Origin of the sequence: Pseudomonas fluorescens (assembly GCF_018614775.1) — a bacterium.
Lineage (GTDB): Bacteria > Pseudomonadota > Gammaproteobacteria > Pseudomonadales > Pseudomonadaceae > Aquipseudomonas > Aquipseudomonas fluorescens_BY.
Genome location: NZ_JAGGOF010000035.1, coordinates 35,953 through 59,309, shown reverse-complemented (window position 1 = coordinate 59,309; position 23,357 = coordinate 35,953). Strand labels below are relative to the sequence as shown.

19 protein-coding genes and 1 pseudogene are annotated in these 23,357 nt (G+C 60.0%); 2 read left to right on the top strand and 18 right to left on the bottom strand.

Annotated elements, in window-relative coordinates:
* The first annotated feature begins 332 nt into the window (after positions 1–332).
* Entirely contained in the window at positions 333–557 is a 225-nt protein-coding gene (locus tag J7E36_RS10275; protein ID WP_215002460.1) for a hypothetical protein, read from the top strand.
* On the opposite strand, the pseudogene J7E36_RS25260 reads toward J7E36_RS10275, so the two are convergent.
* Positions 548–694 (bottom strand): annotated as a pseudogene (locus tag J7E36_RS25260) (lysis protein); the annotation flags it as partial. The gene J7E36_RS10275 and the pseudogene J7E36_RS25260 sit on opposite strands and share 10 nt — an antisense overlap.
* 163 nt (positions 695–857) lie before the next feature.
* Here J7E36_RS25260 and J7E36_RS10270 point away from each other — a divergent pair.
* Entirely contained in the window at positions 858–1,424 is a 567-nt protein-coding gene (locus J7E36_RS10270; protein WP_215002458.1) for a hypothetical protein, read from the top strand.
* Between the two features lie 78 nt (positions 1,425–1,502).
* On the opposite strand, the gene J7E36_RS10265 is transcribed toward J7E36_RS10270, so the two are convergent.
* From J7E36_RS10265 to J7E36_RS10185, 17 genes are all read right to left on the bottom strand, one after another.
* Positions 1,503–3,938 carry a hypothetical protein gene (locus J7E36_RS10265; protein WP_215002457.1) on the bottom strand — a complete coding sequence of 812 codons (2,436 nt, stop codon included), beginning with the start codon at positions 3,936–3,938 and terminating at the stop codon, positions 1,503–1,505.
* 69 nt (positions 3,939–4,007) lie between these two features.
* Positions 4,008–10,121 (bottom strand): hypothetical protein, encoded by a 6,114-nt coding sequence (locus tag J7E36_RS10260; RefSeq protein ID WP_215002455.1) that lies wholly within the window; start codon positions 10,119–10,121, stop codon positions 4,008–4,010.
* The gene (locus tag J7E36_RS10255; protein ID WP_215002452.1) at positions 10,118–12,163 is read right to left on the bottom strand and encodes a transglycosylase SLT domain-containing protein; all 2,046 of its coding nucleotides are present in this window, start codon (positions 12,161–12,163) and stop codon (positions 10,118–10,120) included. Before J7E36_RS10255 ends, J7E36_RS10260 begins: the two co-directional genes overlap by 4 nt.
* Before the next feature lie 50 nt (positions 12,164–12,213).
* Complete coding sequence (locus J7E36_RS10250) at positions 12,214–12,678, bottom strand: hypothetical protein (RefSeq protein ID WP_215002450.1); 465 nt, start codon at positions 12,676–12,678, stop codon at positions 12,214–12,216.
* 11 nt (positions 12,679–12,689) lie between these two features.
* Positions 12,690–13,154, bottom strand: coding sequence for a hypothetical protein (locus J7E36_RS10245; RefSeq protein ID WP_215002448.1), 465 nt, complete (start codon positions 13,152–13,154; stop codon positions 12,690–12,692).
* Complete coding sequence (locus tag J7E36_RS10240; protein WP_215002446.1) at positions 13,144–15,486, bottom strand: hypothetical protein; 2,343 nt, start codon at positions 15,484–15,486, stop codon at positions 13,144–13,146. The genes J7E36_RS10245 and J7E36_RS10240 overlap by 11 nt, the downstream gene beginning before the upstream one ends.
* Positions 15,483–16,082 carry a hypothetical protein gene (locus J7E36_RS10235; protein WP_215002443.1) on the bottom strand — a complete coding sequence of 200 codons (600 nt, stop codon included), beginning with the start codon at positions 16,080–16,082 and terminating at the stop codon, positions 15,483–15,485. Before J7E36_RS10235 ends, J7E36_RS10240 begins: the two co-directional genes overlap by 4 nt.
* 60 nt (positions 16,083–16,142) lie before the next feature.
* Positions 16,143–16,478, bottom strand: a complete 336-nt coding sequence (locus J7E36_RS10230) for a hypothetical protein (RefSeq protein WP_215002440.1) — start codon at positions 16,476–16,478, stop codon at positions 16,143–16,145.
* The gene (locus J7E36_RS10225; protein WP_215002438.1) at positions 16,471–16,863 is read right to left on the bottom strand and encodes a Bbp16 family capsid cement protein; all 393 of its coding nucleotides are present in this window, start codon (positions 16,861–16,863) and stop codon (positions 16,471–16,473) included. The genes J7E36_RS10230 and J7E36_RS10225 overlap by 8 nt, the downstream gene beginning before the upstream one ends.
* A gap of 37 nt (positions 16,864–16,900) precedes the next feature.
* Positions 16,901–17,896 carry a major capsid protein gene (locus J7E36_RS10220; protein ID WP_215002436.1) on the bottom strand — a complete coding sequence of 332 codons (996 nt, stop codon included), beginning with the start codon at positions 17,894–17,896 and terminating at the stop codon, positions 16,901–16,903.
* Positions 17,897–17,925: 29 nt separating this feature from the next.
* Positions 17,926–18,639, bottom strand: a complete 714-nt coding sequence (locus J7E36_RS10215) for a hypothetical protein (RefSeq protein WP_215002434.1) — start codon at positions 18,637–18,639, stop codon at positions 17,926–17,928.
* A complete protein-coding gene (locus tag J7E36_RS10210; RefSeq protein ID WP_215002432.1) occupies positions 18,636–18,956 on the bottom strand; it encodes a hypothetical protein in 321 nt (106 codons plus the stop codon). Before J7E36_RS10210 ends, J7E36_RS10215 begins: the two co-directional genes overlap by 4 nt.
* Positions 18,953–20,650 carry a portal protein gene (locus J7E36_RS10205; protein WP_215002430.1) on the bottom strand — a complete coding sequence of 566 codons (1,698 nt, stop codon included), beginning with the start codon at positions 20,648–20,650 and terminating at the stop codon, positions 18,953–18,955. The genes J7E36_RS10210 and J7E36_RS10205 overlap by 4 nt, the downstream gene beginning before the upstream one ends.
* Before the next feature lies 1 nt (position 20,651).
* Positions 20,652–20,999, bottom strand: a complete 348-nt coding sequence (locus J7E36_RS10200; protein WP_215002428.1) for a hypothetical protein — start codon at positions 20,997–20,999, stop codon at positions 20,652–20,654.
* A 2-nt stretch (positions 21,000–21,001) separates the two neighbouring features.
* On the bottom strand, positions 21,002–22,507 hold the full coding sequence (locus J7E36_RS10195) for a terminase (RefSeq protein ID WP_215002426.1): 1,506 nt from the start codon (positions 22,505–22,507) through the stop codon (positions 21,002–21,004).
* Complete coding sequence (locus J7E36_RS10190; RefSeq protein ID WP_215002424.1) at positions 22,485–23,021, bottom strand: terminase small subunit; 537 nt, start codon at positions 23,019–23,021, stop codon at positions 22,485–22,487. Before J7E36_RS10190 ends, J7E36_RS10195 begins: the two co-directional genes overlap by 23 nt.
* Positions 23,022–23,023: 2 nt before the next feature.
* Positions 23,024–23,245 (bottom strand): hypothetical protein, encoded by a 222-nt coding sequence (locus tag J7E36_RS10185; protein ID WP_215002422.1) that lies wholly within the window; start codon positions 23,243–23,245, stop codon positions 23,024–23,026.
* Positions 23,246–23,357: the final 112 nt, after the last annotated feature.

Genomic DNA, 23,357 nt, shown 5'->3' with positions numbered 1-23,357 from the left:
ACCTTATTCAGGACGGGACACAGACAACAAAAAAAGGCCCACCTTTCGGTGAGCCCTTTTAGACCGCCCAGCAGAGCGGATTTTGTTTGGTAGGCGCGATTGGACTCGAACCAACGACCCCCACCATGTCAAGGTGACCCAGAGCCGGTCGTAACCTACTGACTTAAAAGGAAAATATAGCAAATTCAAGAGCGCCAAAAAACAGCTAAACCCTCTATAAAAATCAATAACTTAGCGTTGGATATTCCTACAGTAATGCCCCCTCCTTCGGCGTTCTGCCGACCGATAATCCCTCCACTGCTACGCTGATTCCTACGAAATAGGAGTCATAAATGCAAAACCTCGATCTGCTCCCACAACTGCTTTCCAAGATCAACGAAAACCAGTTCGCGCTTGAGGCTGCCGTCCCGGAGCTATCCAACTGGGTCGCCCTGAACGGATCATCCGTCGTGGCCGACAACGTGCGCGGCGCGCTGGCCACCCTCGATCAGAATGAGGAGTTTATTAAAATGGATCTGGCGGTAATGAATACCCCGAATGAATCGCTCTATCGCTGATTCAATCCCCTGACATACGCCTGGCATGCCTTCAGCGCTATCAACCCCCGGTCGCCGGCGTCGGTGATGGCGATAATTCTTTGAGCATGCGCTGGGTCAAGCTGGGCTCTTGCTCTTCCATGAACCACGCCGCCGGCAGCTCAGGTCGAAAAAGCGATATGCCGATTTTTGTACGTCCCAACAGAGCCAAGCCAAGCAGAACGGTAGATGGATACCGCTCAACAAGCGAAGCTGTTATGTTGGTGCATTAATATAGTCCTGCGGCCTAACGACTGCTGGCACATGGAAAGGAACTCTCTTATGGATTGGAAGCAATTTATCGCCGCTGCGGTATCTTCAGTCGCCTCGGTCGTGTCTTCGCTGGCTTGGCCGGTAGTGGCATTTCTCATCGCGACAATGTTTAAAAAGCCGATAACCGATCTTATCCGCAACCTTCGAAGTTTTAAGTATGGAAAATACCTTTGGACATTTTCCGAGCAAATTGAAGCCATTAAAGAGGACGTCATGATCGAAGCTCAAGAAGGCCGCGAAAAACTCTTGCCGCCATCGCCATCACCGATTAACACCCAACAAGCATACGAAAATCCTCTTGAGCTTATCATCAAGTCATTCAATGAAGTTGAAAAATCTATTAATGCTGTTGCAAACAAATACGGCATCGATACAAAAACCGAGTTCGAAACTCACCGAATGATAATGACTGTCTTGCTTGAAAAGAAACTTGTTAATGAATTGACTTTTACGACCTACACGAAACTCGCCGACTTAAGAAGAGAGTCAGCTATGGGACAGAACGTTAGTCACGAAGCCGCGTTACAGATGTCCATTATGTGTCAGTGGCTCGTAGAAAAATTATCCGCTGTCTAGCTTCGGCCGGCTGAGCAGGCGCACTCCAATGGGTGCGCCCGCTCGCTTTTCAAGTCTGTAAAAATAACTCCCTGACCTTCAGGAAAAAGGTGCTACCACGTTGGCGCGAATATCCGCAGGGAGGCCGGTGACGGTTGTGCCTTTGATATTGCCCACCATGGTGACATTCGCGGCGATCGGGAAGGCCGTGTAGTTGCCGGTAAACTGACATGCTTGAAAAGCCATGTTCTTCAAGGTCGTGGATATTGCCCCTCCGGTAAACCAACAGCCAGAAAAAATGCTCGCCCCTAGCGGGGTCGCAGCCGAGTTATCGTCAACCATGTTCGTAATCGTCGCATTGTTGGCGCGCAGGTTGTTCACGCTGTACCCGCTGTAGCGCAAAGCTCCGCGCACCGTATTCGTCAGCTTGACGTCCATGGCGTTCGTGGTAACCGCGTCGGTAGCAATCACATACACGGCAGTACCGTTAGCACCGCAGTCCATCGTAGCTTCACAGGCCAACAATGGGCGCCGGTCCTGCTGATAAGTGGCATTCTTCTCGGCGAAAATGCCAATCACCGTAGACCCAGTGAAGGACCACTGCCCGCGCAGGCAGATAGTTCCCCAGGTGGTATGCGGCGCGAGCAGACTGCCGAGATAAGCCCCGTAAACAATGGCCGTATCTGAATCGATACGCGCATCTTCGATTACGACCGTGTCGGGCAACCGTGGTTTATTAGTGTAGGTGAAACCTATTGCTCCTGGCCCGCCCGGGCTGGAGAAGCCAAACAGGTGGAACGCCCCGCTTTCTCCGCGAGTTTGAATTCGTGGATTTTTGACCACGACTTTCCCGCCGAGGCTTGGCGTATCCACTCGGATACCCAACAGGCTTCGGCCACCAAATTGCTGAGGATTGTTGATGGTTATGTCGTCGCCGGCGAACTCAAACGCGCTTGCACCTTGTGAGGCGTAGACCTTCACATCGTTTGCAGTGAACCGGTCAGTCCAATGGTCGTCAATGACACGGCTATAGACGCCACCGTTGAGAACAACGTCAACGGTATAGGCCCCAGTGTAGGCGTGACGACAATCTTCGAGAACAGGTTGATTCACGGTAAGGCCGATGGTTGTACCGTTGAGGATCCCATAGCCCAGACCACCGTAGTTGAATCCACGGACATGCGGCTGATTAAGCGTCACGTCTGCACAATAACTAACCTCAATCGCGACAGGTCGAGGCTGAGTGGGGTCAGCATTGATTACGGAAGGCTGGTCCATCACGACGTTATCGCGCGTTACAACGATCGTGCCGCGGTTGGACTCCACGCCACCAGATGGTCCTGTAAGCAGAATCGACAGTCCTTCAATTGAAATTGGCACTGATGGGGTGTGAGCCGTCACTGTCAGGTTGGTGTTGAAGTTGTAATTGCGGGTAATCGCAGTGCTGAAGATGCCACCAGGCAGAGGGCATCGGATGAACTCCTGCTTCATGTATGGCGCCCCGCCTGACCCGATGCGCTCAATCAATACTTCAGTCGATGAGATGAACAAGTTCTTGCCAACGGCGTTCAACGCGTTGGCATTGGTTGTCCCGCGCTGCAAAGCAGTCCATGAACCTGTTGGAATTACGCTCCCGGCAACGTCTCGGAGGATATCGAAACGGAAAGTTTGGTTCGCCTTCGGGACGAGGAATCGGCCGTTGCACACCCCTGAGGTTTTGATTGTGATCGGTGTAGTTGGATTGATGACGTAATCCCCCGATGGGACCATCCAAGGGCGATTTTCAGTCAACGCTTTGGAGAAGAACGCCACAACTACAGCGGTCTGGTCCGTGCCGTCCGTTTTCGCATCGAGAACAAGTTCCAAGCCAACCCTTCTATCCAGCGCATCAAGCGCAGCCTCAAGCGTACCTCCGTGATGACCAACGACCTGAGACCCATTGGCGTTGCCAATATCCTGGACAACATGAGGAAGGCCGTCGGCGCCGGTGATGTATACGTTCGCAGCATTGTTGATGGGTCCTGTGACCTGCGAGATCAAGTCCGCGACATACTCCCCCGTCCATTGAGCGGTGGCGGCATCTTGAGGGCTCACCGGATCGGCAACGTTGGCGATTCTGCGACCTTCCGCGTCGTAATAATTGCGGCCGAAAGGCCTGACCAGGGCGCGCTTGAAGATGGAAAAACCCTGTTGAATCAGCATCGTCAGCCTGTCGAACACGTCTTCATGCGTTTTCGCAAGGAACTTGCCCTGGTTGCGAAGCGAGGTTTGCTGATAAGCATCCATCTCCCTGGAAACAATCAATTGGCCTGGGCCGGCCAGCGCAGTAGACGTGACGATGCTGCCGCCATCTTCATCGCCAGCGCCATTCACGGTGTATTGCGAGCCGTACGTCAGCACCGAGCTCACGCCGGCCGGGTTGACATATGTGACAACCAAATCCTCATTCGCCAGAAATTTGAAGAAGAACGGGTAGTTGGTCGTCACCCCGTTTGTGGAGAACTCGGCAACACTTTCTAGAGTTGGTACGGTCACTGTCGTGACTCCTTTTTTCTGGACGAAAAAAAGCCCGCTCAGTGGCGGGCTTCGGTGGGTGGAGTTGGCTTACTTTTTCGGGGCTCCATGCAGCAGGGCCTTGATGAATTCGGCGGTGTCTTCCGGCGCCTCGTCGCCTACAGCGACATTCCACAGGTAAGAGCCCTGGCGCGTGAGAGGCTTGGTGGGGACGCCCAACAGATAGCCGCCAGCGGTGACCAGAGACTTGGCTGCGGCCCCGGCTTCCTTGTCGCCTGTCGCCAGGCCGGTCACAGCTCCCGCGGCTTGACGACCAGCATTGATGGCCTGCCACGCCGGCGACAGTGATCCAGCGTGTCCGCTGAGCGCGGCACCCAGGGTGTCGCGTATCACCGGGAAGCCGGACACTCCGAAGCCGAGCGTGCTTTTCGCCATCCAGGCCGCGAGATTGTCGTCTTCGTCCGGCCCTTTGCCGGTGAGCAAATCCCCAACCACACCCTGGAAGAACGCCAGTGCGACCATCGAGGCGACAGCGCTCGCCACTGTACGTGCGCCCTGCTTGGCCTCGAAGGCCAAGTCCCGGTTCTGGTTGTAGTAAGCCGAGAACGGCGTATAGAACATGGTCAGCAAGCGCATGGCAGCGCCCTGATCCTTGCGCTGGATAGCTGCGATATCCATCGCCCCGGTACCACCCTGCGAAAGTCGGACGGCGTTGTCGCCATCGAGCGCGGCGGCGGCCGGCTCCTTGCCCGCCGCCAGTCCTTCGCGGTAGCTGGCGAGCCAGATCGCTCCGGAAATGCCACGGTCCAGGTAGCCCAGAAGATTGAACGAGAAGCGCACCAGGTCGTCGCGTTTTCGGAAGAAGGCATTCTTGCCGATCAGGTCGGCCATGCTGGAGGCCAGTCGGCCATCCTCCGTATCCCAGCGCAGGCTCATGGCCGGGGATGCGTCGGCGATCATCCGGTATGTCTCCACGGGCGAGCGAATACCGTCGAGCAGGCTTTGCGCCAACAGCCTTGGCTTGACGTACCGAAGCCCGGGGATCAGACCGCCAATCTGCGCCAGCATGGTGGTGCTGGAAAGACCCAGGCCAACAATCGACGTGTTTGTCCGTGCCGCATCCAGAAACCCGTTGAAGTTGCCGGTCTCCGGCGGGTTGCGGTCATTGGCGATCGCCTTCAGCCACGGCAGGAACGAATCCGCGCCGCGCGGTCCCAGCTTGTTGATTAGCATGGCCCTGATTTGTGGATCCTTGGTCAGCCGGTGGGCATCCTGCAGCGCTTCCCTGTGCGTGAGGTCGTGGACATGCTGCGCCAGGCGCTGGGGGATAGCGCTCAGGTTCAGCAGCAATGGCCCACTGGCGTTGTCGTTCCGCTGGTTGGTGAAGCCATTGGAGGGCAGCGCCCCCTCAAATCCCTCATTGAACAGTTCACCGCCCACGGCCGCCGGGGGCGCGCCGGCTCGCTTGCGGTCGTACATGATCGGGAAGTACCCACCACGGTATTCACCAAACGCGGTATTCACCGGTTTTGGCTCAATGCGCGGCGGCGCCACGCCAGACAGGCGCTTGTACATGGCAGCGATGTCCGGCCACAGCGCGTCGAAGGAGTCCCATACCGACTGCACCAGGTCCCAGTCCTGCTTTTCCAGGCGGCCCAGCATGTCAGCCAGGGCCGCATCGTTCAGCTTGTTGCCCTTGAGCAGCTTGGTACGGTTCGACTCGTTGCCGGTGTTCAGTGCATGCATCAGGATCTCACGACGGTTGAATGACTTCCCGGCGCTGGGTATGTAGAAGCGATCGGCCAGGCGCTTTGAGTCCATGCCGGCGAAACGCTCGACGATGGAGCGAATGCCGTTCTTGAACAGCGTGCGTTCGTTGGCCTGGGCCTCAGCCAGCGGGTTCCACACCAGTTCGTGCCACGGGCCGCTGGTGTTCTTGCCATCCAGGCGGTTGATCACGTTTTCCATGCGGGTCAACGAGGCATCGATCCCTGCCAACGCGTTGTAGGCTTTGTCAGAGGAGGTCTCGCTGCTTTCCGAAGTCGCCACCTTGCGCGCGTCAACAGGCACGTTTTCATTGAGGGAGCGGATCAGGTCGCTGCGGGCCTGCTCGTAGTCGCGTTTATCCTTGCGGTTCAGCAGCTTGTTTTTCAGCCTGGCGAGATGTTCGATGTTCACCACCGCGTCGCGCACACCGTTCAGTTCTTCGAAGGTCAGGTCCCGATAATTGACCCTGGCGCTCTGCTCAATCAGGTGCTGTGGCACGGTGACTACATTGCCAGCGGCTTCCTGCTCGCTGACGAACTGGGCCAAGCTTCGGCGACGCTCTACCTGTGGACCACTGACCTTGCGGAACTCGTATTGATCAAGCAGCCCTTCGATCTGCTCCAGGTAGCTGGCACCTGCCTTGCCGATACGCTCGCGCGTCGAGGGCTTTTCGAAACGGCGCATGAAGGTGTAGATCTTTTCCTCTTCCTTACGGGCAGCAGTAGCCTCCCGGTACAGGTAGTGGTTCAGCAACTCGCGCTGTTTGGCCTCGGCGGCTTCCTGCCAGCGGTTCTTGCTGGCGAAGTTGAAGGCGTCACGGTTGGCCTTGCGCTCGGCGTTCAGGTACAGGTGGGGCTGGATATCACGCACCGTCTTCTCGGCGATCACCTGGGTGGCGACAGCTCGAATGTCCTTCAGCGACGGGATAGCGCTGTAGGCGTCATTGCGCAGGGCGCGAGAGTTCGAATCCTGCGCCCTCTGGACTTTTTCGACCTGGCGCCGCAATCGATCGATAGCGCGCAGCTCTTCGCGAACCACCTGTGCGCGATCATCGTTATGCACTGCCTCGACAGCACGATCGGCCAGTGAACCGTCGTTGAGCAAGTCGCCGTACTCGGCCCGCATCCTTGCATCGGTTTCGGCCTGTATCAGCTCCTTGCGGCCACGGGCGCCCACCAGGGCCTGAACCATTTCATCGCCAGAGGTGTAACCGAACTGCTCGGCCACCAGATCCGGATGAATCCCGTCATCGCTGGTCATGCCGCGCAGGCGTGATACCACTGGCTTTCCATAACGCTCCACCAGCGGGCCGCGGGCAAGCCTCACTGGCTCACCAACGGTTCCGTCGGTTTGCAATCCTTTGAGCAGCAGATCCTGCACCCGGTACACCGGCTGGGCGTGAACTTCCTTGGTCACCGCCTCTTGCATGATGGCACGCGCTTCCTTCCACCACTTCTGTTGCTCGCGGGTCAACTCGTGCAGGGCTTCGGCGGTCAGGCGCTCCTCGGCGGCCTGACCTGCCTTATCAGCAGCAGCGCGGTACGCGTCGAATTCGGCCGGTGACATGCCGGCGACCTTGGCATCGGAGAACAGATTGCGGTATGGGGCCTGGGCCACGGCAATCTCATCGTCGGTGGCCAGCAGACGGTCGAATACCCGGCGAACCTCGTCGTTGAGCTGGACGTTGAGGCGACTCGCATCACGGTAGATTTGCGTCAGCCAGGCCTTGAACCGGGAGAACGCTGATTGCAACGCAGCACTGGGCGCCTTGCCCTCGCGCAAATACGCCTCGAAGCCACGGGCAAACTGCTCGTGTTGCTCAACCTTGATGCCGGAACGATCGCTCACACCAAACCAGTCGAGAATCGTCTGATAGTCCTGCTTTACCTGGTCGGGAACATCAGTGCGAGCCGCCAAGTCGCCCATGACTTCAAGGTAAAAATGCCCGGTTTCGTGCAGGAAGGTAGACAGATTGGCCTTGTCGGTCAGCTTGATGTTGAACTTGCGCCCGGCGTCGAACTGGATGAAGCCACGCGCACCGCCCTCCTCCTGATCAAACCGAAAAGTTTCACTGCCCAGTAGCGCCTTGCGCACCGCCGCGTTGTCCAGCGCATTCAGGTCAAGGCCTGATTGATCGATGGCACGCTGCAGCTCGTCCAGGGCTCCGCGGGTGTTGGCTTGCTCCTGATTGATATTGCCAGGGGCCGACTGGCGCTGACCACGCAGTTCCTTGTCGAGCGCTGTCAACAACATGTCAGGGGTGGCGGTCGGGACATTGCCAAGGTAACCCGCCTCGGCTGCCTGGGCGGCCATGTCGTCAAGGCTGCGCCCGCCCTTCCTGGCGATACGGTTGTTGCCTCGACGCCCGACGTCAGCGTCCCGGGCGGCCAGCTCGCCGCCTTCATCGTTGATGCCGCCCCGCTCGCGGATGAAGTCAATCAGCGATGGACCGTTGATTGCTGCGTCGTCCGGGATGTCGCCAGTGCGCAGGCGGTCCAGCAGGAGGTCCAGCTGATCGGCGCCGCCCGGGCTGCGCAGGACCTCCGGGATGTCGCGCCCAACGCGAAGTTGGTATTGGCTGAACAGTTCGTAGGGATCGATGCCGGAGCGCTCGCCCAGAGAGCGGAATGCCGACTGGTACAGAGACGCTTCCCGGTCGGCGGTCTGCGTCTCTCGGCCAATGCCCAGCAACTGGCCGCGCACGTCTTCGAATACCCGGCGATCAGACGCCGCAGTCGCATCCTGCTCGACTCGGTCACGCAGCCGGTCCAGCTCTTCCGGGGCGCGCTGCTGAAACTCTGCCAGTTCGCGCAGGGTCATGGCGTCAGGGGTTGCGCGCATGTCCTGCTCCAGACCCCGGTGGTGACCATCCTTCGCGATAACCGAAGCCCACTTCTCCAGCGGGATCGAGATATCGCTGCCCAGGGTCAGCGCTTCAGCCAGTGCGTCAGCATTGCCTGTGGCCGCGGTGGCGAACTGCTCGGGGTCCAGGTTGTTCTCCTGGAAATAGCGCTGGAACTGCTCGGCCGGCACCAGAATATTTTCCACGTTGCCGCCGGCCTGCTCTTTCAATCGAGCAATCAGCGCCTCAGCGCGCGGCGGGGAGCGCTTGAACAGCTTGGAGTTCTCGGCCATGTCGCCCAGGCGCTGGACGGCGGCCAGGTCCTGCTCGATCTGCCAGTAGCGACGGCCCGAACTCGCCCCAGCAATGGCTACGTCAACCGGCGCAGTCGCCAGCCCCAGAGCGGCGTTCAGGAACAGCTCGCCACCGGTGGCCTCTTCGCCCACGGCTGCCGCGCCCGCTGCTGCGCCACCTGCCCCGCCAGCAGCCTGGGCTGTGCCCTCGACGGCGATGTTGCCGAGCTTGCCGCCAATGCCACGCCCGGCAAATGGAATGGGCAACATGCCGCCCAGCGCGTTTACCGAAGCCTCGGCCAGCGTACGCTTGAGGCTGTAGGCATAGGACTGGTCAATGTCGCCGGTTTTCTTGAAGCCTTCGGCCAGGTTCTCGCCTGCACCGCCCGCAACACCAGCCCCGAAGTTCACGCCGCCCACGGCAATAGCCTTCTCGGCGGCGCGCTGCGCGAAGGTGCTGGCAAGACGGCTGACGGCAAGGCTCTTCGCTGGCTGCGCCGCGATACCGCCGAAGCCGCCGCCAACCACAAGGCTTGGCAGTGCCTCAGCCAACGCATTGCCAATCAGGCCCGGGTTACGCAATGCGTACTGGCCACTGTCCGCCGCTGCACTGCCAAACCCAGCACCGCCCGCCCGGGCCTGGTCGAACACCTGGCCGGCGAATGCAATGCGCTGGTCACGCGGCATGGCCATGTAGCCCTCGACAGCGCTCACAACACCGCCCTCGCTCTGGCTGGTGTAGTTCGGTTCATCAGTCCCGTTACGGTCCAGGGCGCTTTGCGGGGCCAGCATGTTGACGAAGAACCCACCGACCGAGGACAGCGAGCGGTCCAGCAGGGTTGCCCCTGCCTCGCCGATCAAGCCAAGCTGCCCGATGCCGCGAGAGAGCGCGTCAACCGTATCGGTGGAGTGCTGCTGACCCGACTCCTTGACGAAGCTGTCGAAGGCTCCCTCAACATTCGAAAGCGCGTCGATGTCGTCGTGGGCCACGCCAGCATTGTTTGGGTCGGTCAGGAACTGGTTTGTAACCGGCGCACGGCTCAGCAGCGCGTCATAGTCCACGGCATCAAGCTTTGCCTTGCGCTCAACCTCTGGCCGGTTGCGCGATACCATTTCCGGCGCCAGGCCGGTCAGCTCAGCCAGGCGCTGAATATTGGCCTGCTCGTCCGGGTTGGTGTCGGCGACATAGCTCAAGGCAGTACGCGGGTTTGGCAGATCACGCTGCCGCTGGATCACGGCATCGTATTTGTTGGGCTCATCCTGGCCGTCGGCACTGGAAAGAATGTCGTCGTAACGGCTCATTGATTGGCCTCGTTGAAGAGTTTCAGGATTTCAGCGTCATTTGCCACACGACCATGGCGCTTAAGCGCTTCGACGATCTGCTGGTGCTCGTCGGCTGGAATTTGCTTGATGTCCCGGACGATCACCTGGTCGCCGGGCTCCCGCTCGAAGGTGCGTCTCTTGGTGGAGAACAGTCCCATCAAGCCGGAACCCGGCACGTCGCCCTGAATGAATGCCCGGTCCACGACCTTTTGCACCTGGTCGGATGTCGCCTTCTTGCCCTGGTCCTGCTCCAAGGCGCGGATCTGGGTATCGACGTACCGGCGAGCCGCCGCAACAGACTTGGCATCGGCCTTGCCAGCCTTGGCGTCCGGGTCAATGCCGGCGATGCGCAGGGCCTCCTTGAAGATGTCGTCATTGCTACCGATGGATGCCGTGGCTTCGGCGCCCTTCTCACGGCGGTCCTGCTGAAGCTTCGTCAGCTCCTGAAAGTCGGTGTCGGAAAGCTTTCCGCGCATCGCCAGCAGGTTCAGCTCGTTGCCATTGACGATCTCGTCGCGGGCCCGGTAATAAACCTCTTGGTCTGTTGGCCGACCAGGCTTGTACTCCATGATCTGTTTGCGACCCGCGGCTGGCAGCGCGGCCCAGGTGCTGGCCGGAATCGAGTCCCAGCTATTTCCTTGCAAAACCACATCCCATGCTGATTCGAGGTTCTGCGCGTCCTGTTGCTTGCGCTGCTCGGCCTGCCAATCAATTCGATCTTTCGCGGCTTTCAGGGCAATCGCTTTCTGATCTGCTGTGAGGTCGTCTCTCGAGTCGATGGCCTGGGCCACCTCGCCAAAGCTTGGCTCTTGCGCCTGCAATGCCTTGCCCAGCACCTTTTGGGTGTACTCGCGGGTTTCCTTGAAGGGAATCCTGTCGAGGAATTCAGCCTGGCTTATCTCGCCGGTACGTGGGTCGCCCAACTTGAGCTTGCTTTCGTTCTTTCCGGTGGCATTGGTGCCGTTGATCCAGTCGTTCACCATGCCTGGGCCAGCGTTGTAGGCTGCCACCGCCAACGCTGGCGACCGGAAGTCATTGGTCAGCTTCTGGAAATAGGCCTGGCCCAGTTGCCGGTTGTAGTCGGCATCGTTGCGAAAGCGGTTTTCATCCCATTCGACGCCAGCAAGCTTCGCTGCTTCGGGGCCAGTGCCGGGCATGATCTGGGCGGCGCCGATAGCGCCACGACTGGAGGTCATCGGCTCCCCATTGCGGTCGAACTGCTTGCCACCACTTTCAGCCTGCAGGATTGAGGCGAACACGCGATTGTCCTGACTGCTCACGGCCTCGACTGCCTTGGAACCAACACTGACGCCGACCTGGCGGTCGATCAGCGGCTTGAGCATTTCCGCTGCCTTGACCTGTGCGTCAGCGGTCATGTTGATGGCGTTGCTGGTGAAGTATTCCCGCGCCTTCATCGGGTCGCGCGCGGCGAGTTGTTCGATGACGGCAGCGTTCAACCTGGTGTTGGCCTCCAGACGTTTCTGTTCCGCCAGTTCGGCAGGAAGCCCTTTGCGCTGCGCCTCAGCCCCTTCGACGATGTTCATTTTGGTCTGGTAGTAGGCCAACTGCTGCGGGTCGTCGGCGTACAGCGCTGCTCCCTGAATGGCGCTCTTGCGCTGCCCTTCGGCGGTATCGTCGTAATACTGCTCCCGCTGGGAGAACTCGTATTTATTCAGCTCGCTGGACAGCGAGTTGCGGCGCCCAGCAACGATCTGGGCGTACCTGGCCTTTTGCTGATCATTGGTCAGCGTCTCGGCGATCTTCGCCTGGGCCTCCTCGAACTGGCTCAACGTCTGATTGGTGATGTCCAGAGCGGCAGCGCCCTTGCGGGTGTAAACGCCGCCCTCAGGATTGAACATCGTGCTCTGCTGCCATTCGGTCAGCTTGCGGTCGGCGTCCATGATTGACGCGGTGTCGGCCTGTTCTCGCGACTTGCTGGCCAGGATCTCCGCGCCACGCTGAAAACTGCGCAGCCCTTGCTCAATACCAGAGTTATCCGGTGCCACGCCGCGCAATTCCACCGCCCGCCCGGGCTGCTGTTGAACCTGGGCCGTGTCGAACGTCGGCACCCTCATGACATGCCTCCAGCGAACGAGCCAAACGCACCGCCGATGCCGCCCAGGATTGAACCGGTGGCCTTGTTACCGGCATTGGTCACGGTCTGTACGGCATTCATGCGATCCTGATCAGCCTGGATACGGTAGCCATACGCCTCCCGGGCGGCGTTGTTCTGGATGGTCAGGGCGTCCAGCTCGCCGATCATGGCCGTGTCATCCTGCAGTTGGGCAGCACTTCCGCTGTTCACATCAATGCCGTTGGCTGCCTGGACGGAACGCTGCGTGCCCACCGCCTGCCCAGTGCGCACGCGCTGCCAGTCTGCCGAGGTGTCGCCGGCGAACAGGGTTTCCTGCGCCGTCTGCTCTTTCAGCGCGGCATTTCGGTTGAGCATGCCCGCATTGAACGCGCCCTCCTGCTTGGCGTTCTGCGCGCCCATCATTCCGCCGACCAGGGATATGGCGACCGGGATCAATGCCATCCAGCACATAATCAATTCTCTCTGTTCAAGGTGAATGGGTGAAACAGGAAGCCCTTGGGGCCATAGGGGACGGCCGGGGCAAAGGTGAAGCCCAGCCACTTCAGCCAGCGGATTGCGGCTGTGTTGCGGGCGTCGACGTAGTTCAGCAAATGATGGTGCCGGGTGAGCATGCCCTGCACTTCTGGCTTGCAGACCTTCAGAAATGCCCGCGCATGCCGCTCAACATGCACTGTGCTAATCAGCCATGGCACGCCGACGGAGCCGAGAATGCTGTAGGTCGCATCGCCGAACACCGCGACCACCAGGCCCTCCACCACGATCTTCCTGGCGTTGAGGCTGTCGGTCACGGCGTCCATCAGCGCTTCATCCATGGGGATGCCCAGGGCTTCGGTGATCTCATCGATGTCGGCCTGACGCACCAGTGGCAGGATGGCCGGCACGTCTTCTGCCGACACCGGGAGGACTTCAGCGGCCACCGATGGTTACCTCTGGGATTACGGCCAGCACGGAAAGCGGCAGCGGGTCGGCTTGACGGATGAATACCCGGCCCTTGCCGTTCCAACTGTTAGAGATATTGATATCGACCTGACCAGTGATCGCGTCGAGCGCTTGCTCGTAGGTTTCCCGCTCAGTCTTGGCCTCGTAGAGCGAATCCTTGTCTTTGCCGGCGAAGATCCCGCGCGACTCTTCCACCATAACCGTCAGCGAGGTGACCGCGATTTTCTTGTCGAGCACCGTCTCGTTGCCGTTCTTCAGCTCAAGATCAAGGGTTTCCATGTCCGACTGATAAGGCAGCCCGATATGTGCCACGCCGGCCGCCTCTTGCAGGACGATAGCGCCGCCGCTGACCACGCGTTGTGGGTGAACGCTGCCGTCAGCCAGGATGGAAACGGTCTTCCCCTCCAGATGTCCCAGGCCTGTGATGGTCTTTGCCATACGCGCCCAGTCCGCGATGGCATGCCCGCGCAGTACTTCAGGGCAAACGACCTGAAGCTTGACTGATACCACGGTCGGACTGATGTAGTTGGTGACCACCACGCGGACGCTCGCGGTGCTGACTTCTCCATATACGTCAACAGGACGGAATCGGATCATGTACTCAACCCCGACGCTCGCCACGGAGAATGGCGCGTGCCCGGCCGCCGTCATGGTGACAACTTCTGGGTATTGCCAGCTGACGCCGCCGGTCAATTGCAGGGTTTTGGTAATGTCGGTATTGCGTCCGTCATAGGTCAGGCCGCAATCCACAAAGAATGCATCCTCGACCGACAGGACTTGGCGGGTAGCCATGCGCTCGACATAGCGTTTTTGCACGCCATTGATCGTGCGCCGGACCACCATGTAGAGCGCGTCCTCCTGGCCTTCGGGGATGCAGGCAATCGACTCGACGAAACCGTCCGTGTCGTGCCAGTGCCAGCCAACAAGCTGCTGTTCGGGCAGATAGGTCATGCCCAGCAGCTTCCCGTCATCGCGCACATACCAGACGATCGAGTCGGGAATCTTCTGGTAGGCAACGCTGGTCAACTCGTAGCCGCGGAACAGGTGGGCGCTGAACAGCGTCAGGTCGCCGGCGGCGAAACCATCGGCTTCGAGCGAGTACCCGAACGACGAAACGCGGCTGCCCCGCGCTTGGACATAGACCGCGCTACTGCCCACTACCACCGGCGGCACAATGGCTGAGCCGTCGTAACCTTCCTGGCTGGCCTGAATGGACTTTGCAGTCAGCCCGGTGTCGCCGCCGGTAAACGTCCACTCACCGCCCGAGGTCAGCCCCAGCAGCTTGCGCAGGCCGATCAGGTGGCGGACCTTGTTCACTTCAGTGCTGGCGATCGTGAACGTGATCGCGTCGTCGTCCTTGTTCGGGATCGAGTAGCCGAAGTTCTTGAACAGGCCGGTTTTGCTCATCCAGAAGGTTTGCGGACTGAGGTTGCTACCGGCGAACACCAGACGTTGCTGGAAGTAACCCACGGCGCCAGGGTAGTTGTTCGCACCTACGAAAGGATCAGAGCCATTGGGCGGGGTGTCGGTCTTCACTGCAGTGATGTTGCGGTCGGTGAATGTCAGCGCCGTGGCCCGGCCAATGAACCCGTAGATCCCGGCGCCGGCGTTGTCCTTGTAGACGATGTAGTAGGTGGCGCCAGTAACAGCAGGCCACACGATGGTTGCTGATGCCGTGTCAGCAAAGATCGTTACGGCATTGGACGTGACCGGCAGCGACTCATCAATGCTGTTCCCGTCATCAAGCACGGCGGTTATCTGGTAGCGCCAAGACTGTGTTGCCCCGGTGCCGGCGGTTGCGGTTGCCGTGGCTGATGCAGGCGCGGCTATGCGCGGGGCCAGGTTCAACTCGGCCGTGGTCCAGTTGTCGTGCGCCAGGCGGCTCAGTTCGCGCGGCCTGTAGGAGGTATGCGCGAAGGTCATCACGTCAGCGGACTGGGTGAAGTTCAGCTGTTTCAGGTCGAATTGGGTGTAGGGCATCGCGATCTGGTACGGCAGGCCAACGAAAGGCCCAGGGCCGAACAAGACTTGACCACCATCCTTGATGACGTGCATTTGCAGGTCGCTGAATTGAAGGATGTAGGTCTGCTCATCGTTGAACTGGAACGGGATCAGTCGGTTCAATTTGGTGGAATCCGCCACCTCGCACACGAACTTTGTGCCCGGCCGATTGCGCACGCCGCCGTAGGGCATGACCATGAAGTTGCGGCACAGCTTCAGGCCGGTGTAGTAGCGGGCGATGTCGGTCCGGGCGCTGGCCGATGGGGACAGCTCGCCGGCAGCAAATGTCGGTTGCAGGGCACTGGTCATGAGCGCACCGACACGAACTCGGATTCCGGCTCAGGATCGTCCTGGGATTCCTCGAAGGCAGAGGCCTGGGCCCTGGTCTTCGCCATTTCGTATTGCTGCTGGCAGTACTGCTGTAGGTCGGGCTTCGAACTCAGCGGCAAGGCCAGCTCTTGCCCCAAGCGCCAGGCCAGGGCCTCGGTGAACAGCGGATCGAAGAACGTGGGATCTTCCACGCGGAAGGTGAACCTGGCGCCGGCCTCGGCCTGGTCCGTGTGGATCACGCGGCCGCCGGCGTCGTAGCCGATCTTGTAGGGGATTTGCTGGTCGCTTGTCAGCGGCCGGCGCTGATCAGGGATGATGATCTCTCGCAGCTTCAGGCAGTCGGCCGGGTATCGGTAGCGATAAGCCCAGCCAGGCGCAGGGGTGCCGATGTCGGCAAGACTCACGATCGACTCGGCAAACGGCCACGGGAAGTCAGCCAGCACCAGTTCACGCAGCGGCTTGAAGTACACGCTGCATAATTCGGCCGCCTTGCTCTTCTCGGTAAACGAGTTGATCGACTGAGTTTGTGCAACCCGCGAGAGCGCCATGTTGCAGATCTCGATATCGCTTGGCATTCGGGAACCCCAGAAATGAGAAAGGGCCCCGAAGGGCCCTAGGTTTGTTGCGGTGGACCGTCAAGCGTCTGGCAGGTCGTCCTGCGCTTCCTTGGCCGGGGCGATGTCACCGCCACTGATCAAGCGTTCAGCCTCAGCTTCGGCTTCGGCCTTGGTGCCAGCGAAAGCACCAACACGATTGCCTTCAGCATCCTTGATGACAAACTTGCCTGCGGCGCCTCGCACTGCAATGAAGGCAGCATCATTGCTGCTCGACACAGGGGCCGCGACGGCCTTCCCGGTCGCTGGCTTCAGGTTTCCGCCAGGACTGTCGATTTCCAACACAACAGTCTCGCCGGGCTCATAGAGACGGCCATTGATAAACGACCTCTCCAGTACTTCGTAGCGCTTAGACATTGGTCTGTACTCCAGCGACCACGCCGGCGGTTACCTTGCCCAGGGTGGGCGCGGCGCCGGTCACGGTGTAGTTGATGCGCAGATAACGCTCGGTTTTCTGCGGCAAGGTGATGACAGGGGTCTGGTAGCCCAGCTTCAGGTCAGCCAGTGGAACCACGACCTGGTACAGGGATCGAGGAGTGCTGAAGGCCGAGTTGTCATCAGTTTGCAGGTCGATGGTAAGGCTGGTCAGAGTGTTGAATGCCTCAACGACCTGAATCAGCAAGGGGATGTCACCGGCGCGGCCCACGTCCTTGGTGTCGCCGCGGTCGATGATGTCGGTCGAAGCGGCCGTAGCAGTGATTGCCTGGGCGCTCGACATGAGCAGCTTTGCGTCAAAAAGCATGATGGTTTCTCCAGAATTGGGGAAAACCGCGCGGTCCTTAGACTACGCGGGCTTCAGTGTTGAGAAGCGCGTCAACACGCTTGATTGGGATGCCCAGGAACTCGGGGATCTTCTTGCCGCCGTATTCACCGATGGTGAGGTTGACGTTCTTCGAGTTCATGGCCTGCTTGTGCAGCCAGGACTGAATGGTGCGGTTGGCGTAGATGACAGTCCGACCCTCGCCCTGGTCCGGGTTGTCCAGTCGGTACATCGCGTCGATCATCAGGTCGATGATGTTCGCGCCGGTCGCGCCATCGCGGGTCAGCGTGGTGACATCGATGTTGGCGATGCGGGCGTTTGCGCGCCAGTCGCGTACCGACATGCCGATATCCCACTTGAAGTGGTCGCGGTACGCCTGGAACTCGCCGCCGTTGCCGTCGGTGACGGTGTCCTCGCCCAAGTTCTTGTGCTGGAAGCCGGCCACGCTGCCCTTCGGATACAGCAGGTGGGTGGTCATTTCGCCCCAGGTTACGAACCAGATCGAGGTGTTGGTGGAGCCGGTACCGCCCGCGTCGATGATATTGGCGCCCGACTCGGCCGACTTGTCGTTGTAGCGCGGCGACAGGCCCAGGAATGCTTCAGGCTCTGAAGCGGTGTTGCCGTAGAACATGTAGCGCGACGCCTTGTTGTTGAAGCCCTGCAGCTTCGCGATGTTCTCGGAAACGCGGAAAGCGTCGGCGTTACCGCTCAGGTCGGCCAGCGCTTTGTCGACCTTGCCGTAGTCTTCCATCATGCCAGTGGTGTCCAGCACGGGCACGGTTGTCGACTTGCTTGGCTGCACGCCCTTGTTGAACAGGCGCCATGCTGGCTCAGGGATGCCCGAACGCATGGTGGTCTTGTGCTTGGAGCCGTCGTTGCACTCCTGGTACTCGGCGTCCATGAGGATGTCGTTGCGCTTCGCCATCAGCTCGACGATCTTCATGATCTTTTTCTGGCTGTCTTCCCGGCTGAACTTGTCCAGCAAGGTAGGCATGGTGGAAGTGAGAATGCCCATCGGTGTATCTCCTACGTGGTTTCAGGGCCTTACTTGAAGGCGTCGATGATGCTCATTTCTTTGGGTGCAGCGGTTTGGCTGCCGGGCATGACAAATTTGTCTTCCGACATGGCTTGGCTTACGCGGTGGCAAAACTTGAACAGCGCCGGGTGGTTGCCCAGGCCGGTGTTGTTCAACAGGTCCCGCAGGCCGTCATCGCCGAACGACTGAATGACCTTCACGGCGCTGGCTACGCTTTTCTCGTAGTTGTCGCCGCCGAGCTCTGGATCGTTCTTGACCTGACTGGCCCACTCCTGGCCCTGCTTGAGTGCTGCTGCCTGGTATTCATCAGCCTGCTTGGCCGACAATTTCGCTTGGAAATCAACGATCTTTTGGGCCTTGTCCTGGGGCAGGTTGAGTTCCTTGGCGAAGGCTGTGAACTCGCCCAGCACCTCGGAATCCAGCTCCATGCCTTCAGGCAGCTTGAAATTGGCGTAAGCCTCGGGCGCGCCTTGCGGCTGATCCTTTGGTTTGCCGTCGTCGGTTTTCGCGGGATCCTCTTGCTTTGCCGGGCCACCTTCGGGTTTAGGGTCGGTGGCCGCCGGTACTGCTGGAGGGGTTAACATCGTGGAATCGGTTGCAGGCGCTGCGGCCGTGGCCGGCGCGGCTGCTGGAGCTGGCGCAGAGCCGCCCGACGCAGCGCCGTCGGCTGGAGCCTCGTTCATCAAGATGTGGCCCATCAGTTTCATCATCAGGCGATTCAATTGATTTCATCCTCTACAGGCTTGGGGGCGTTCTCAGCAGCCATGACCGGGAATAGCGCCGGACACAGCTGATTCACTTCGCCCAAAAGAAAAAGGCCAACATTTCGTTGGCCTTCGTTGAAGTTCATGATCCCGCCGTGGGGGTTGAATGAGGGTTCGAACACCTTGCAGTGCCCCATAAGGCGCCACATGAACCGGCGCCCACGCTCATCATTCATCAGCCAGCGGAAGTCGGCGGCCTGCTTCAGGCGCTCAGAACGCTCTGCCTGCTCTACCGCCTGGCGCAGTTCGTCCAGCGCTTCAATTCCGTCGCTCATCGCACAGCCCCGGCCAGTTGAGTCAGGGCGTTATTGCCTGACGTGTCCGTCTCGCTGAGCATCTGTGCCCCCTGGATAACGCTGCCAAGCTCCTGCTGCATCTGCTCGGCCTGCTGGGCCTGGGAACGCTGATCCCTGATTTGCGCGACCATGTCGTCAGCGCGGACCAGTGTTGGCGGCACGCCGATCAGTTCGAAGTACTGCCGCATAGCCTCGTCGGCGTCGAGCAGGTCGAGCGGCGACAGGCTTTGCGTGGTGGTGGCAACCTGACCGGCGAACCCGATGGCGCGCTCGATGCTGGACACGCCGATCGCCTTCTGTGCCTGGGCCAGGATGCTGGTGAACTCGACGCGCAAGTCCAGGCCGGCCAGCTCCTTGGGTGGCGGTGGCAGCAGCGGCGCGCCAGGTAGCAGGCCCATCCAGCGCGGGACTGACTGCTCCAGCATCTGGTTGAAGTACATGTCCACCAGCGGGTCGAGCAGGTCATCTGTCTGGCGCTCGAGCACCGGCCCCAGCATCAGCAGCTTCTCTTCCTTGCGGGTAGCGATCTCGTAGGCCGTGCGCACGCTGTCCATCTGACTGATCATCAGGAACAGATCGACGAAAAACGCCGTGTCGATGATTTCGCTGTCGGCCTGGATCTCGCCGCGCAGTTGGCCCAACCATGCCGGCTGCACGTCATAGAGCGGCGCGAACTTGGCACCGTTCTGCATGTCGTTGAGGTAGGTAATGCTGCCCGGCAGGATCGAAGCGCGCTGCCCCTTGAGGCTGGCCGGGGCGCCCATTGGCGGCCTGACACCTTTCTCAAGCAGTTCAGCCTTGCGCATTTCCATCAACTGCACCGCCTTGGTGGAGCCGATGCACATCGAGCCAGGGCCTGTGCCATAGACATCCTCGCCCAGCACATCCCAGCGCGGCGCCATGACCGGGAACGCCTTGAAGCCGGATTTGCGCAGGATCGTGTCCTTGTCGCTGCCCTTCTCCCAATACACAGAGCGGAAGGGCATGTTTTCGTTATCCATCATCTTGGCGTCGCGGCCCTCGTTGGGCTCGATCGCATGACAGATGTCTACCCAGGTTTCTGGGCTTTTATCGAGGAACCCCTTGGCGGTGGGGCTCATCTTGTCCCTGCCGAACTGCTGCTCCATCTGGCGAGCAGTCATGCGGAAGTCGCGATAGAGCGTGTCCACCTGGTTCCGGCTGTTATTGGCGAGCATGTAGCTACCAACGGCCAGCGGGTAGGCGCGCAGCAGGTCCTGATCGTCCGGCTGCATCACCATTGGCGCCGTGCCAAATACGCCCTCTTCCGCGTACCGGTTGGGAAGGACGCTGTAGATGTTCGACCGAGCCATCACTTCGCGCATGGCCGTCTCAGCTGCGAACAGCCACTCCTTTACTGGCGCGAAGTCCATCAGCGACGGATCTGGTGTGCCGAACTTGACCCAGGGTGACGCAGGGTTGGTCATGCCGGTGTGCATGCCAGCACCCAAGGTGCGGGATGCAAAGGTTGCTCGCGGGTTGATGATCTTGCGGTCCCTGCGCTTGCCGCTGTTGGTGTCCTCGTTATTCCACCGGCCAGACCGCGGACTGATGAAGTCACCGAGCTCTTTCCACTCAGTCAGCCAGTTTGTATCGCGCTCTTCCTTCAGCCGTTTGTACCGCTGTTCGAGGCGTTCGCGCAGGGAGTCAGCCAACTTACACCCCCAGCAACGTTTTCTGGTTGGTGTTGGCACCGCCAAGCAGGCCGGATGCACCGGTCAGGATGGTGCCGTTCTGCCCGGACTGAGCCAGACGGCGGCGGCGCTCGGCATCAACGGCGGCCTGGACGGAGTCGCTACTGGTGGTCGGCGCGGTGGTGCTGGCCATGCTGGACCCCGTCATCGCCTCAGCTGCTGCCTTCTCGCGCTCAGCCTTGTTGAACATGCCGGTGTTTTCGCCCATCAGGTTGGGCAAGCCCAGGCCTTCCAGGATGACGTCGCCGCCGCGCAGCGGGTCCAGGTCAACGGCTTTGTTCACCAGTTTTTTAATGCTCTTGCCGCACATGTTTATGCCTCCGCATAGGGGTCGTATTCGGATTCCAGTTCACTGTTGGGGCCGCCACCGCTGCCGGTGTACTGGCTCTTCATCACGGGCATTGCGTAGGTCAGGGCCAGGGCGTCGGCGTAGTCCGGCGACAGGCCCAGGCGCTTCTTGATGGCGTCCTTCTTTTCCAGGGCGATCTGATCGCTGCCGTTGTGCCCGTACATGGGCGAGGTCAGTTCCGACTCAAGCTCCGTCGTTTCCTCGATCGCCAGACCAGCGCGCAGGGCCTCGCGCAACTTCCACCACATGTAAGTGCGCATGTTGGCGTAGTGCCGGTCTGGTGCCGCACTGGCGAAGTTCACATCAAGGATGACGATCCCGGGCATCAGGCGGCGCAGCTGGTCGGCGACCGGCCCGCCAACACCGGTCGAGTCAACGAACACGGCGTCGGGCCTGTGCTCCTGTACGACAGTGCAGACCTTGGCGATGAACAGCGTGGTGTCGCGTGTCTCACTGCCTGGGATGCTCATGGCCTTGATCGACCGAGCGTCAAGCCCACGGCGGAACACAATCACGTTGCTGTCGGCGCCGCCCCGGGCGATGTCGATGCCGCAGACCATGGCGTCGTCCATGCCATAGACAGGCTCGCGCTTCATCGCCGCTGCCACCCAGTCGGTCGGGATCAGTTGCAATTCAGAAGCCCTCGGGAACATGCCGCGCACACGGATACGGAAGAAGTCACTGTCTTCCCCGTAGTCCGCCTGCCATTTGGCGATTTGCGTTTTGTTGGTGCCGTCCACCGTGCGGCTATCGACTTGCCGGTGGCTCCAGCGGTGCTTGTAGCGGGTGAAGCATTCGCGGAACCGGCCGGTGTTCTTGGTCGGGTTGCCGAACGCTGCCCAGATAATTTCGGTGTTCTCGTCCGTCAGTGCGCCTTCTGCCACCTCCCACACCAGGTCAGCGATGGCTGAGGCCTCGTCAAAGATCAGCAGCAGGCGCTTGCCTTCGTTGTGCAGGCCGGCGAATGCCTCGGTGTTGCTCTCCGACCACGGCACGGCGTCGATGCGCCAGTTCTTTTCGTGCTCTGGGTCGGTGCTGATCAGCGCTGTAGCTGTCAGGCGGAACCAGTGGGCAGTGATGGAAAGCCGGTTCCACTTCGCCACCTCGGGCCAGGTCTTGGTCCTGAGCTGCGTTTCGGTGTTCGCCGTGACCACGCCTCGGGTGTCCATGGCCGTGTCCAGCGCCCACTTGATGATCCATGACACCAGCGCCGACTTACCGATACCGTGGCCGCTGGCAACCGCCTCATGGATGACATCGCCCAAATCCCTGGCACCGGCGCGGATCTTCTGACCAATCGAGTCAAGGACATCGATCTGCCACTGCCTGGGACCGGTCTTGTTTGCCAGTTCAGTGCCCGGCTCGCCCCAGGGGAACGCATACCAGACATAACCCAGCGGATCGTCAGCAAACGAAAGGACGTCCTCGACCAGTTGCTGCTCGAGGTCAATCTTTGCTGGCGCGTTCACGGGCTTTTGCCATCCGTTCAGAGAGCGAGACGTTGACATCAACGCTCACCTGGTCGCGGAAGGCGTTCACATTCACGTGCTTGCCGAGCAGTTCAAGGTTCTTGATCTTGTCCGGCCACTTGATCTTTTTCATCAGGCCGACCATTGAGCGGTCATCGCCCGAGCCTTCGAACATTTCAGCGATGTCAAAGCCGACGAGGTATTGGCGCCAGGCCTTGGGCCATTCAGTCAGCGGCTTGAAGGACATGTCATCGCGAAGGATATCGGCCACATCCAACTGATCGATCTCAACCAGGCGCTTCAGCACGTAATCGGCGTTGATCTCGGTACGCTGCTGACGGTCCTGCATGCGCTTCTGTAGCTGCGCCTGGACGCTAACATTGGTTAACAGTCTGCTTGCTTGCTCGTTGGCTGTCTTTTCGCTGTATCCAGCCCGTATGGCGGCCTGAGTGCCATTCAGGTCGATAAGGTACTCATCCACGAAGCGAGCACGCTTACCGGTCAGCTCAGCCATGGTTACTCTGCCTGCTCGGGCACGGCTGGCTCTTCAGCAACGGGCGCCTCTGGCTCAGCGGTCGACTCGGCCTTCACCTCTCGCACCCACAGATAACGGGAGAACCCTGCGGTGATCCTGTCGCCAGTGGTGAACATCAGGCGAATGCCGTCAGTGCAGTACTCGATCGAATCAGCTTCGACGGTAACGTTCTCTTCGTAGGTGCGGACTTTGAAGATAGGCATGTAATTCCCCTATTTGCTCTTGCTGCGCTGAATGGATGCGTCCACTTGATCGGCGCAGGTGTCCAGCAGGTTGATGGCTCTATTCTTGAGATTCCAGACATCGCCATTGCTG

Excerpts from the sequence above, each read along its gene's own strand:
- J7E36_RS10275 (WP_215002460.1), top strand. The coding sequence starts at position 333 with ATGCAAAACCTCGATCTGCTCCCACAACTGCTTTCCAAGATCAACGAA.
- J7E36_RS10270 (WP_215002458.1), top strand. The coding sequence starts at position 858 with ATGGATTGGAAGCAATTTATCGCCGCTGCGGTATCTTCAGTCGCCTCG.
- J7E36_RS10260 (WP_215002455.1), bottom strand. The coding sequence starts at position 10,121 with ATGAGCCGTTACGACGACATTCTTTCCAGTGCCGACGGCCAGGATGAG.
- J7E36_RS10250 (WP_215002450.1), bottom strand. The coding sequence starts at position 12,678 with ATGGCATTGATCCCGGTCGCCATATCCCTGGTCGGCGGAATGATGGGC.
- J7E36_RS10240 (WP_215002446.1), bottom strand. The coding sequence starts at position 15,486 with ATGACCAGTGCCCTGCAACCGACATTTGCTGCCGGCGAGCTGTCCCCA.
- J7E36_RS10235 (WP_215002443.1), bottom strand. The coding sequence starts at position 16,082 with ATGCCAAGCGATATCGAGATCTGCAACATGGCGCTCTCGCGGGTTGCA.
- J7E36_RS10230 (WP_215002440.1), bottom strand. The coding sequence starts at position 16,478 with ATGTCTAAGCGCTACGAAGTACTGGAGAGGTCGTTTATCAATGGCCGT.
- J7E36_RS10225 (WP_215002438.1), bottom strand. The coding sequence starts at position 16,863 with ATGCTTTTTGACGCAAAGCTGCTCATGTCGAGCGCCCAGGCAATCACT.
- J7E36_RS10220 (WP_215002436.1), bottom strand. The coding sequence starts at position 17,896 with ATGGGCATTCTCACTTCCACCATGCCTACCTTGCTGGACAAGTTCAGC.
- J7E36_RS10210 (WP_215002432.1), bottom strand. The coding sequence starts at position 18,956 with ATGAGCGACGGAATTGAAGCGCTGGACGAACTGCGCCAGGCGGTAGAG.
- J7E36_RS10200 (WP_215002428.1), bottom strand. The coding sequence starts at position 20,999 with ATGTGCGGCAAGAGCATTAAAAAACTGGTGAACAAAGCCGTTGACCTG.
- J7E36_RS10190 (WP_215002424.1), bottom strand. The coding sequence starts at position 23,021 with ATGGCTGAGCTGACCGGTAAGCGTGCTCGCTTCGTGGATGAGTACCTT.
- J7E36_RS10185 (WP_215002422.1), bottom strand. The coding sequence starts at position 23,245 with ATGCCTATCTTCAAAGTCCGCACCTACGAAGAGAACGTTACCGTCGAA.